The 10,715-nt window shown below is 54.4% G+C and carries 11 protein-coding genes; 5 read left to right on the top strand and 6 right to left on the bottom strand.

Features of this window, described 5'->3' with window-relative positions:
• Window positions 1-8: 8 nt before the first annotated feature.
• From ACIRQ6_RS18430 to ACIRQ6_RS18420, 3 genes are all read right to left on the bottom strand, one after another.
• Entirely contained in the window at window positions 9-413 is a 405-nt protein-coding gene (locus tag ACIRQ6_RS18430) for a hypothetical protein (protein ID WP_420860304.1), read from the bottom strand.
• A gap of 330 nt (window positions 414-743) precedes the next feature.
• A complete protein-coding gene (locus ACIRQ6_RS18425; RefSeq protein ID WP_420862080.1) occupies window positions 744-1,193 on the bottom strand; it encodes a GAF domain-containing protein in 450 nt (149 codons plus the stop codon).
• Complete coding sequence (locus tag ACIRQ6_RS18420; RefSeq protein WP_420862079.1) at window positions 1,193-2,347, bottom strand: thiolase family protein; 1,155 nt, start codon at window positions 2,345-2,347, stop codon at window positions 1,193-1,195. The genes ACIRQ6_RS18425 and ACIRQ6_RS18420 overlap by 1 nt, the downstream gene beginning before the upstream one ends.
• 90 nt (window positions 2,348-2,437) lie before the next feature.
• Here ACIRQ6_RS18420 and ACIRQ6_RS18415 point away from each other — a divergent pair, with 90 nt between their 5' ends.
• The 3 genes from ACIRQ6_RS18415 (at window position 2,438) to ACIRQ6_RS18405 (ending at window position 5,104) form a co-directional block, all read left to right on the top strand.
• Window positions 2,438-2,770 (top strand): STAS domain-containing protein, encoded by a 333-nt coding sequence (locus ACIRQ6_RS18415; protein WP_420862078.1) that lies wholly within the window; start codon window positions 2,438-2,440, stop codon window positions 2,768-2,770.
• A 43-nt stretch (window positions 2,771-2,813) separates the two neighbouring features.
• On the top strand, window positions 2,814-3,236 hold the full coding sequence (locus ACIRQ6_RS18410; RefSeq protein WP_420862077.1) for an ATP-binding protein: 423 nt from the start codon (window positions 2,814-2,816) through the stop codon (window positions 3,234-3,236).
• Between the two features lie 296 nt (window positions 3,237-3,532).
• Window positions 3,533-5,104: a gamma-glutamyltransferase family protein gene (locus ACIRQ6_RS18405; protein ID WP_420862076.1), complete on the top strand. Its 1,572-nt coding sequence runs from the start codon at window positions 3,533-3,535 to the stop codon at window positions 5,102-5,104.
• Between the two features lie 4 nt (window positions 5,105-5,108).
• Here the strand turns inward: ACIRQ6_RS18405 and hspQ are convergent, their stop codons facing one another.
• On the bottom strand, window positions 5,109-5,435 hold the full coding sequence (gene hspQ, locus ACIRQ6_RS18400; protein WP_420862075.1) for a heat shock protein HspQ: 327 nt from the start codon (window positions 5,433-5,435) through the stop codon (window positions 5,109-5,111).
• An 83-nt stretch (window positions 5,436-5,518) separates the two neighbouring features.
• Between hspQ and ACIRQ6_RS18395 the strand changes: the two genes are divergently transcribed.
• Together ACIRQ6_RS18395 and ACIRQ6_RS18390 are read left to right on the top strand one after the other, a co-directional pair.
• On the top strand, window positions 5,519-6,400 hold the full coding sequence (locus ACIRQ6_RS18395) for an AEC family transporter (RefSeq protein WP_420862074.1): 882 nt from the start codon (window positions 5,519-5,521) through the stop codon (window positions 6,398-6,400).
• A 74-nt stretch (window positions 6,401-6,474) separates the two neighbouring features.
• Window positions 6,475-7,059 (top strand): lytic transglycosylase, encoded by a 585-nt coding sequence (locus ACIRQ6_RS18390; protein ID WP_420862073.1) that lies wholly within the window; start codon window positions 6,475-6,477, stop codon window positions 7,057-7,059.
• Here ACIRQ6_RS18390 and ACIRQ6_RS18385 read toward each other — a convergent pair.
• On the bottom strand, window positions 7,056-7,655 hold the full coding sequence (locus tag ACIRQ6_RS18385; RefSeq protein ID WP_420862072.1) for a LolA family protein: 600 nt from the start codon (window positions 7,653-7,655) through the stop codon (window positions 7,056-7,058). The genes ACIRQ6_RS18390 and ACIRQ6_RS18385 overlap by 4 nt on opposite strands.
• A gap of 94 nt (window positions 7,656-7,749) precedes the next feature.
• Window positions 7,750-10,704 carry a DNA translocase FtsK 4TM domain-containing protein gene (locus tag ACIRQ6_RS18380; protein ID WP_420862071.1) on the bottom strand — a complete coding sequence of 985 codons (2,955 nt, stop codon included), beginning with the start codon at window positions 10,702-10,704 and terminating at the stop codon, window positions 7,750-7,752.
• Between the last annotated feature and the right edge of the window lie 11 nt (window positions 10,705-10,715).

Genomic DNA, 10,715 nt, shown 5'->3' with positions numbered 1-10,715 from the left:
CGGATCGCTTATGAACCGCGGTTTTCTTCGTTGGCCATCTGGTAGGCTTGGATCGCGGCTTGGCGCTCGGCGGCGACTGCGGATGGGCCGTCGATTTCACCGGCGTTCAGCGCTTTGTAGAAGCTTACCAACACACGGTCATCGTCGTCAGCGGCTGTCTCGATGGCGAAGTCGGATACACCGACGGTGCCGGATGTAGAGAAGCTCACGTCTTGGCCGGCTTGGCTTTTGATAAAGTCAGCGCGGATGTGGTCATCGCCTTCGATCGCATTTTTCAACTCGACCAGTTGGGTCGATGTAAAGGCGCCAGCCTCGACACCCAGCGAGCGTGCCAGGGCGTCATTTGCGAATGCTGGGGCGGCCATTGCAGTTGTTGCAGCGATGACGAGAGCGGAAATTGTTACGTTTTTCATAGGTCTAGGTCCTTATAGCGTGGTCGTATTGAGGGAGGGTTAACGACCGGGTTTATGTTTGGCGCTGGGAGGGTGCGCCGTTCGATGAGCTAGATTTAGGGGCTGCAGTGGTGCCAGTACACAGGCAGAAATATCCGCGTACTGTGCGCATATGCACATCACCGTGACGTGAGACGCGAAACCATTTGCGCCCCTATAAACAAGGCCCGCCGGGTGAAATGTTACAAAATCGCCCGCAAAATGCGGCAAGATCCCACGCGGATCACATGTTTTGTGAGGGTGTTTTTTATTTGCAAAAGCCTTGTGGTAGACGCTTCCGCAGCCAAAACACTACAGCTTGCCGAAAATATCCCGCAGAATCGTATCCAAAGCCTCTGCATCGGCCTGGGAAAAAGCATTAGGTTGATCACTGTCGATGTCCAAGACGCCCAACAAAGCCCCTGAACCATTATAAACGGGTATCACCAGTTCCGAACGTGTGCTGCTGGCACAAGCGATATGTCCTTCGAACCTGTCGACATCTTCTACCAGCTGGATTTCACCCGTCCGAGCCGCCGCACCACAGACCCCGCGATCAAACGGAATAACAAGGCAGCCATGACCGCCTTGATAAGGGCCGATTTTTAATAGCTCAGGGCCAACGACCCGGTAGAACCCGGTCCAGTCGAACCGCGTATCACTGTGGTGGATCTCACAGGCAAGGGTCGCCATCAACGCCACATCATCAGTTTCGCCATCGGTCAGGGCTTTGATCGTTTGGGCAAGTTCGGGGTAAGTCATTAAATCGTCCGTTCGATTGCAATGGCTGTACCTTCGCCACCACCGATACAAATGGCTGCTACACCACGTTTTAACCCATGATGTTCGAGCGCATGCAGCAAGGTGACCATGATACGCGCGCCAGAAGCCCCAATAGGATGGCCAAGTGCGCAAGCACCCCCATGTACATTTACAATGTCCCGCGGGATGCCCATTTCGCGCATGAAGGCCATCGGAACGACAGCGAAGGCTTCGTTCACTTCCCATAGGTCCACATCCCCCACAGACCAGCCGATCTGCTGCAACAGTTTCTGCGCGGCAGGCACCGGTGCCGTGGTAAACCAACCGGGGGCTTGGGCATGACTGGCGTGGCCAAGGATGCGCGCGCGGGCAGCACCACTATCAGCAGACAAAACCAACGCCGCCGCACCATCAGAAATAGACGATGAATTTGCCGCGGTGACCGTCCCGGGTGTCCGAAACGCAGGTTTCAAGTGCGGTATCTTTTCGGGTCGTGCTTTGGCGGGTTGTTCATCCTCAACAACCTCGGTAGTGCCCGCCCGCGTCGTCACAGCGACCTGCGCAATCTCGGCGGCAAAACTACCATCCCTTTGAGCGGTCCGCGCGTTCGACAGCGAGGTTAGCGCATATTCATCTTGCTCTTCGCGACTAAACTGGAAGGCCTGCGCACAATCCTCAGCAAAGGTGCCCATCAAACGGCCTTTATCATATGCATCCTCCAATCCATCGAGGAACATACTGTCTTGCACGGTTTGATGACCAATGCGCGCCCCATCTCGCATTTTTGGCAAAACATAGGGCGCGTTGGTCATGCTTTCCATTCCACCAGCGATCATAACATCGGTATGCCCAAGGGCTATTTGATCAAAGCCAATCATCGCAGCCTTCATACCCGATCCGCACATCTTATTGAGAGTTGTGGCTGGGACCTCCTCGCCCAAGCCTGCCTCAAAGGCCGCTTGCCGCGCTGGCGCTTGGCCTTGGCCCGCAGGCAGAACACACCCCATCAGGACCTCTTGCACCACGGCATCCGATTGGGCGATAGCCGCACGAATACTGACACCGCCCAATTGAGCCGCCGTCATACTACGAAATACACCTTGGAAGGCCCCCATGGGCGTTCTACTCGCGCCTGAGATGTAGACGTTTCGCATAAAATTCTCCGTTTTTGGCCGCTGGCCAGTCACACTCTGGTAAGGGATTCACCCCTAAAGTCCGATCAACTTAGATGAAGGATGTTCAGCATGGAACTAAATGCTCAAACTCAAGATGATGTAATGTTGGTGACGGCGAACGCGTCACGGATAGATGCCTCTGTCGCCATTCAGTTTAAGGACCAAATGCGGGATTTGACTGATGGCGGTCCAACCCGGATTGTTCTGGATATGGCGCAAGTAGATTTTATCGACTCCAGCGGACTGGGCGCGGTTGTCGCTGCCATGAAACTGGTGGGCAGTGAACGCAAACTGGAACTGGCAAATCTGACCCCAACAGTTGCCAAAGTGTTCAAGCTAACCCGTATGGACGGGATTTTCATAATCCACGACGATCTTGATGCATTCAAACTAGCATCATGAGGCTGCACGCCTGATGAATATTTTCACAAACCCAAGGGCATCCATGCAATTAGCCGTCCAGTTTGAAGCCGAGCCCGGCAAGATTACCATAGGAATCACATCCCTGATGGGCCAGCTTAAGCCTCATGTGAAAGATGTCGCCGATCTGGGAACCATTGAATTGGTAATTGCAGAGGTCCTGAATAATATTACCGAACACGCCTATTCGGATCAGGGATTCGGCGTGATCGAAGGGCAATTCGAAGTTCAGGAAGGCAAGTTATCCGTCCATCTACACGATCATGGCAAGCCTATGCCGGGTTTAGAATTGCCCAAAGGGAAACTGGCCGATTTGAATGTTGATTTGCAGGATCTGCCCGAAGGCGGCTTCGGCTGGTATATGATCCGGCAATTGACCCAAGGCCTGACCTATCGTCGGCTCGACGATCAGAATCATCTGTCTTTCGAGATCGAATTGGCGTCATAACCCACAACCGTGGCCAAACATAATGGTTCGTTGTTGGTAAAATCGCCCCAATACAACCGACTTCATGACGACTAGGGGGCGTTTTAGAAACAAACTCGCAAAAATGCCCCGTTTCCAGCAAAGATTAGCCTAACGTACGCGTCATCTAGGACAGGTAGCTGCATATAGCTTCCCTCGGCGCTGCGTAATATAGCCCCCACCCAGTACGCAGTGCCGAGGCACCCACCGCATAGATATGGACATCCTGCGCCCAGACAATAAGTTGTCGGCAAGCGTTAACCTGAGGATGCCCCGATATGCGTGATTTCCAACAACCTGGCCGTTCGGCCGTCTACGCAAGCAACGGGATCTGTGCAACATCACACCCATTAGCAGCAAAGGTCGCCATCCAAATCCTGGAAAGCGGCGGCAATGCCGTAGATGCAGCCATTGCGGGGGCAGTTCTTTTGGGCATCGCCGAACCCCAAATGACAGGGATCGGTGGCGATTGCTTTGTCCTGCTCAAACCCGCCGACAGCGAAGAAATCTTGGCCTTGAACGGATCAGGCCGCGCCCCAGCCGCATTGAACGCAGCATACCTTAGACAACAGGGTTTAGATAAAATGCCCGTGGGCAGCCCCCATGCAGTCACGGTTCCAGGTGCGGTTGATGCGTTTTGCAAACTCTCCGCAGATTATGGCGCTTTGGGCTTAAAGGCCGCACTGGCCCCTGCCATACACTATGCCCAACAAGGCATCCCTGTGGCCCCACGGGTCGCATTCGATTGGGCAGCGGCCGTTGACAACCTGCAAGGCGTGGCACGCGACTACTACCTCAGCAACGGGGTCGCACCAGCTATTGGCGAGACCTTTAGCGCCCCCAAACAGGCCGATGTCCTGACCCAAATAGCACTGCATGGCCGCGAAGCCTTCTATGAAGGAGAGATCGCGCAGGATATGGTCGACAGCCTGCGCGCCATGGGTGGCCTGCACACAATGGATGATTTCGCTGGCACGGCATGTGACTATACCACGCCGATCAGTGGCCTCTATGATGATCTGGAACTGGTCGAGCATCCGCCAAACGGCCAAGGGGCCACGGCCATTTTGATGGCAAATATTTTGGCCCAGTTCGATCTGAAATCGATGGACCCCTTTGGCAGCCAACGCGTCCACATCGAAGCAGAGGCCGCCAAACTGGCCTACGACGCCCGCAACAGGTTCATTGCGGATAAGACACCACGACTGGATCACATGTTGGATCCAAAGACTGCAGCAGATCTAGCGGCGCTGATTGATCCAAATCGCGCCATGGGCAATCCCGACGAAATCAGCGAGTCCGTGCATAAGGACACGATCTATATCACCGTGGTCGACAAGGATCGCATGGCTGTCTCCCTGATCTATTCGATCTTCCACAGCTTTGGATCAGGCATCGCCTCAGATAAATTCGGGATTTTGCTGCAAAACCGTGGCGCAGGTTTCACCCTTGAGGCAGGCCATCCGAACGAGGCGATGGGCGGCAAACGCCCGATGCATACAATTATCCCCGGCATGCTGAGGCAAAACGGCAAAGTCATTATGCCCTTTGGCGTGATGGGTGGCGCTTATCAGCCCAATGGTCACGCCAGATTTGTGTCCAACCTGACCGACTATGGTATGGATCCCCAAAGTGCGATCGACGCCCCGCGCAGCTTTTTTGATGCAGGTGTTTTGAATGTCGAACGCGGGTACAGCGATGCAGTGCGGCGCGAGTTGGCGGAGTTAGGCCATACCGTGGCCATTCCAGATGGACCCATTGGTGGGGCGCAAGCGATCAAAATCCATGAAAATGGTGTACTAGAGGGCGCATCTGATCCGCGCAAAGATGGATGTGCTTTGGGCTATTAGGCCCTTAGTTCATCTGAACTTGTAAGGGGTAGGCCCCGTCTTCGAACTCGCCAAAAAGATCGGGTACGTCAGGGTGCGATACAGGCTCGCCAGAATAGTCCGCCACAAGATTCTGTTCCGACACATAGGCCACGTAATAGCTTTGGTCGTTTTCGGCCAGCAGATGATAAAACGGCTGATCTTTAATCGGACGGGCGTCCTCTGGGATGGCCTCGTACCATTCTTCAGTATTGTTGAACTCTGCATCCACATCAAAAACAACACCGCGAAACGGATGTTTGCGGTGACGGACGACTTGGCCCAAATGATATCTTGCGCGCGTTTTAAGCATGTATTGCTTCCTTCAATACCCCTGCCTAAACCTGCAGGCAGTCAAAGTCTATGAATCTAGACGGAAAAACTTGGAAACAGACTGTGAACTTAGTCCTAACAGTGCTTGAAATCACCGCACCGGTCTTTTTGTTGGCCGCTGTTGGGTTCACTTGGGTCAAGTTAGGATTCGAATACCGCGTCGAGTTTGTAACGCGGCTTGCCATGACCCTATCCGTGCCCTGCCTGATCTTTGTGGCGTTGATGCGGACGGACATCGAACCCTCTGCCTTGACCACTTTGACCCTTGCCGCAATCACCGCCTATGGCGTTCTGACCGTCTTGTGTTTTGCCTTGGTTAAACTGGCCAAATTAGACATTCGGACCTTTCTGGCACCTTTGATTATGGGAAATACTGGCAATCTTGGCCTACCGGTCGCGCTTTTTGCCTTTGGAGATCAGGGACTTGGCTACGCTGTGGTGGTGTTTGCCATTATGGGCATCTATTCCTTTACCTTTGGAATTTGGATCGTGTCTGGCGGGGGATCCCCCACAAAAGCCATTAAAGAACCCTTAGTCGGGGCAACTTTATTGGGCGCGCTGTTTTTGTGGCAAGGTTGGGAGACGCCAACATTTCTGACAAACGCGATTGAGTTGATCGGGCAGATGGCAATCCCAATGATGCTGATCACTTTGGGCGTCGCCGTGGCGCGGCTGAGCCCTGCAAACCTTGGCCGCGCGGTTTGGCTATCGGTGCTGCGCGTGGGCCTATGTGTGGCTGCAGCTACTGTTGTGGGGCTTTGGTTTGCACTGCCTTCCGTGGCGTTAGCGGTGCTCATCGTGCAGGTTTCAACGCCGGTGGCGGTTACATCATACCTCATCGCAGAAAAATACGGAGCAGATTCGCAAGATGTTGCTGGCTTAGTCGTTGTGTCGACCTTGCTGTCGATTGTCACTATTCCGCTCACATTAGCGTTTTTGGTCTGATTTGGCCAAACTGCCTCTTTGAGGCTGCGACCACCTCAGGTAGACTAAGAAAAAACAACGAAAGCGATGAGGCAATGAGCAAACGTCTTCGCGCAATAGTATTGATGGTCTTGGTTGCAGGCTGTGGCAGCAGTAATTTTTCTGCGCCTAGAAATTTGGACAGTGCCTGCAGCATCGTCAATCAGCGCCCGAAATACCTAAAGGCTTTTAAAGCAACTGAACGCCGTTGGGGCGTCCCCGTGGCTGTGCAGATGGCCACGATCTATCAAGAAAGCAAATTCATCGGTAATGCGCGCACACCGCTGCGGTATTCGCTGGGTGTGATCCCCATGGGGCGGCAAAGCAGTGCCTATGGATATTCCCAAGCGTTGGATGCCACATGGGATGAATATCGACAGTCAACAGGCCGGCGCAGTGCCAAGCGCGACAACATCAACGATGCCACTGACTTTATGGGTTGGTACATGAACCTGACCCGCGAACGCAACGGCATCCCGTTGAACGACGCCCGAAATCAGTATTTAGCCTATCACGATGGGCACACGGGCTATCGCCGTGGCAGCTATCGCGCCAAACCTTGGTTGGTTCGAATTGCAGGAGAAGTCGGCAACCGCGCTGTGATGTATAACCAACAACTGCGCAGTTGCCGCAAAGTCTAATTTCGGCTGGCCGCTTCGGCTGCGATGTTGAATTTGCTCGCGCCAATGGCGCCGCCTTTTTGCAACTCGCCTAAAACAACAGTGGTTTGACCACCGGCATTGTCGGTGATCACCCATTGGCGCAGCTCGGTCGGGTTGGCCGTAAAGATAAGTTGGATATCACCGTATTCGGGATTGTCCGGGTCCTGTGCCCTTACAGTGGTAGTTGTACCATCACTGCTGTGGCCAGTGACCATATCAGCCTTTGCAAGGTTCACGTTGCGCTGCAAGACAATCGACAGTGGCGTGCGTTTCAGCGGATATTGCTCAGGACCCTGATTGGACCGTCCGTCAAAGATCGCAACTTGCCCACCACCCACAATCACCAGTGAGTCCTCGGGTGGATTATATTCAAACCGCATCCGTCCCGGCCGTTTGATATAGATCTGTCCAGTCGAGATCGTGCCGTCTGCATTGATCTGGGTGAACTCCCCTTGCGCTGTTTGCAGCTTGTTGAGGTAGTTCGAAAGCGTGTTCAGCGACAACTGCTGTGCTGCTGCTGGGAATGCCAGTGCGCCGGCCAGCAGCGCGCTTAGAAATGTGGTTCGTAGTCTCATACCGTTTACCTATGCCTCAATGGGTGCGAATGCACCTCTGTTAGATAGGCACAGGGCAACATTTCGCCCAGTGATAGGCAATAACACTCACGCGTTAGTGTTGCTCTGGCACCAGAATTTCACGTTTGCCCACATGATTAGCCGACGACACAAGGCCTTCGTCCTCCATCTGTTCGACCAAGCGTGCTGCCTTGTTATAACCAATCGCCAGTTTACGCTGAATATAGCTGGTCGAACATTTGCGATCCTTAATCACGATCTGCACAGCGGTATCATAAAGCGCGTCTTCGCCATCAGTATTCCCACCGAGTCCCAGAACCGCGTCGATATCGCCCGACTTATCATCATCAGGCCCATCAACGATGCCACTAAAGTATTCCGGCGGGCCAAAGGCCTTGAGGAAATTCACGATCTCTTCGACTTCCTCGTCCGAACAGAACGGTCCATGCACACGGGTGATTTTCGCACCGCCTGCCATATAGAGCATGTCACCCATACCCAGCAATTGTTCCGCGCCTTGTTCCCCAAGGATCGTGCGGCTGTCGATTTTACCAGTCACTTGGAAGGAAATCCGCGTGGGGAAGTTCGCCTTAATCGTACCTGTGATCACATCAACCGACGGGCGCTGGGTCGCCATGATCAAGTGGATGCCAGACGCCCGCGCCATTTGCGCAAGGCGCTGGATGCAGGCCTCGATCTCTTTGCCTGCGACCATCATAAGGTCGGCCATCTCGTCAACAACCACAACGATATAGGGCATCTTTTCCGGTGCGAATTCTTCGGTCTCGAACACTGGCTCGCCCGTGTTATCATCAAAACCCGTTTGAACGGTGCGACTGAACATTTCCTCTTTGGCCAGTGCCTCGGTCACGCGACCATTATAGCCGTCGATATTCCGCACACCCATTTTGGACATCTTGCGATAACGTTCTTCCATTTCGCCCACGACCCATTTCAGAGCCACAACAGCCTTCTTGGGATCTGTTACCACTGGGGACAGAAGATGCGGGATGCCGTCATAAACGCTGAGTTCCAGCATTTTGGGATCAATCATGATCAGGCGGCATTCATCCGGGCTAAGCTTATAGAGCAGCGACAGGATCATGGTGTTGATCGCCACAGACTTACCAGAACCGGTGGTCCCCGCGATCAAAAGGTGGGGCATCTTGGCTAAGTTGGCCACGACGGGATCACCGCCAATGTCCTTGCCCAAGGCAAGCGGCAGCTTCATGTTGCTATCGCCAAAATCGCGCGCCGCAAGAATTTCGCGCAGCATAATCTTGGCACGGCTTTCATTAGGCAATTCAATCCCAATGACCGAGCGCCCCGGCACAGTAGAGACACGGGCCGACAGCGCAGACATGGACCGCGCGATATCATCGGCCAAACCGATCACGCGGCTGGCCTTTAGACCCGGCGCTGGTTCCAGCTCGTACATGGTTACAACGGGGCCAGGACGCACGCTGACGATTTCGCCTTTGACGCCGTAATCGTCCAACACACTTTCCAACATCCGCGCATTTTCTTCTAACGCTTCGTCGCTTAACTGATGACGCTCGATGCTCACGGGCGAAGCCAACAAAGATAATGGCGGTTGCTCAAATTCAACGTGGGGTCTTGGCTCAAACTGCAGGGCTGGCTGCGCTTCGGCTTGGGCTTTTTTCGACGGCTTGACCGTTTTGGGTGCAGGATGCTGCACCACGCGCTTTGGCTCAGCTGCAGTGGGCAGAATAGGTGCGGGTTGTTCGATGATCGGCTCGGCCGCGACCTCAAACACCTGATCATCCAGATAGCTGTCAGCCACAAAATCATCGGCGGCTTGCGCGTCACCGTGATCATACTCGACGAAATCCATCGGCTCAGCATCAACCATAGGCGCAAGATCCGGTGTGGCCGTGTCTAGCACCAAGGGTTTGGGACCGCGACCGCCGGTCAGAGTGGGTTCAACACGCGGGGCCGCCTGCCCCGGCGTTTGGCGCACACGGTTCTTGATCGCATCGCTAATCTTGGCTTGGACACGTTCGTCCAAAGGACCGCATTGGTCCCAATTCACAGTCAGCTTTGGTTCAACCAATTCGGGTTCTGGCATTGGTACAGGCTTTGGCTTGAAAGCACCCAATCGCGCCAGCAGCCCTTGTTTCACTTCAGGCTCTTCGGTCTCGAACCCACGATCCGCTACCAAAGGCGCCTCGGCCTGCGCAGGCATAGGCGCGGGTCTGGGTGTCGTGGCAAAGGCAGGTTCCGTGCGCACAACGCGGGCCACGCGTTCCTTGAGTTCGGGCATTGGGACAGCGGCCATTGCCGCCTCTTCTTCTGCGATCTCAGCGCGCGCAATGCGAGCATTTTCGCGGCGCTGCTGGGCCACGTCGCCGACTTTGCGCGCGGTCATCACCGCGCCTTGCGCCGATTTACCCAAGACCCGCAGGATCAGATCATAGAGCATAATCGTGCCCACTGTGAGGAATTGCGCACCGCGTTTGAGTTCTGGCTTGGTAAAGCCCAGCACAAATGCACCTAATACAACAGCAGCCACGCCAGTGAAAAGCGCCATGATTTTCACACCAATAGCGGCCGACATCGGCAATATATTCAAAATCATCGCCAGCGCCGTTTCTCCAAACAGCCCACCCAAATCAAAGCTATGGGTCCACGTCAGCGGCGGCACGAGGGTCGACGCATAAATCGATCCAAGCGCGATCCAGATTGGGAAAAAGATCAAGCGTCCAATGGCACGGTCTTGCCCTCGGTGCATCGCAAAACGCGTGCCCCATGCCAAAAAGACCAAAGGAATGCCCCAAACGCCTTTGCCAACAATCATCAAAAGCGGTGTCGATACCGATGCCCCGAAACGGCCCAGCCAATTTTGCACGGGCGCATCTGTGGCGGACATGAAGTTGGGGTCCTCAGGCGAATAAGACCAAAACATCATCGCCGCCAACAAACCCAAGGCGATCAACCCCAAGCCCAGCAATTCCAATCCGCGTTTTTCCAAAGCGGCTTGGGTGGTGCTGTCCAGTAAGGGATCGCGCGACTTTGCCTGATATGCCATCTTTTTTGTCC

Origin of the sequence: Algirhabdus cladophorae, from assembly GCF_044772865.1 — a bacterium.
Classification (GTDB): Bacteria; Pseudomonadota; Alphaproteobacteria; order Rhodobacterales; family Rhodobacteraceae; genus Algirhabdus; species Algirhabdus cladophorae.
The sequence above is the reverse complement of the archived record's forward strand: the minus strand, read 5'-3'. Positions and strand labels throughout refer to the sequence as shown.

Bases quoted from the DNA above. Each gene is read 5' to 3' on its own strand.
- ACIRQ6_RS18425 (WP_420862080.1), bottom strand. From the start codon at position 1,193: ATGACTTACCCCGAACTTGCCCAAACGATCAAAGCCCTGACCGATGGC.
- ACIRQ6_RS18405 (WP_420862076.1), top strand. From the start codon at position 3,533: ATGCGTGATTTCCAACAACCTGGCCGTTCGGCCGTCTACGCAAGCAAC.
- ACIRQ6_RS18415 (WP_420862078.1), top strand. From the start codon at position 2,438: ATGGAACTAAATGCTCAAACTCAAGATGATGTAATGTTGGTGACGGCG.
- ACIRQ6_RS18410 (WP_420862077.1), top strand. From the start codon at position 2,814: ATGCAATTAGCCGTCCAGTTTGAAGCCGAGCCCGGCAAGATTACCATA.
- ACIRQ6_RS18380 (WP_420862071.1), bottom strand. From the start codon at position 10,704: ATGGCATATCAGGCAAAGTCGCGCGATCCCTTACTGGACAGCACCACC.
- ACIRQ6_RS18420 (WP_420862079.1), bottom strand. From the start codon at position 2,347: ATGCGAAACGTCTACATCTCAGGCGCGAGTAGAACGCCCATGGGGGCC.
- ACIRQ6_RS18390 (WP_420862073.1), top strand. From the start codon at position 6,475: ATGAGCAAACGTCTTCGCGCAATAGTATTGATGGTCTTGGTTGCAGGC.
- hspQ (WP_420862075.1), bottom strand. From the start codon at position 5,435: ATGCTTAAAACGCGCGCAAGATATCATTTGGGCCAAGTCGTCCGTCAC.
- ACIRQ6_RS18430 (WP_420860304.1), bottom strand. From the start codon at position 413: ATGAAAAACGTAACAATTTCCGCTCTCGTCATCGCTGCAACAACTGCA.
- ACIRQ6_RS18385 (WP_420862072.1), bottom strand. From the start codon at position 7,655: ATGAGACTACGAACCACATTTCTAAGCGCGCTGCTGGCCGGCGCACTG.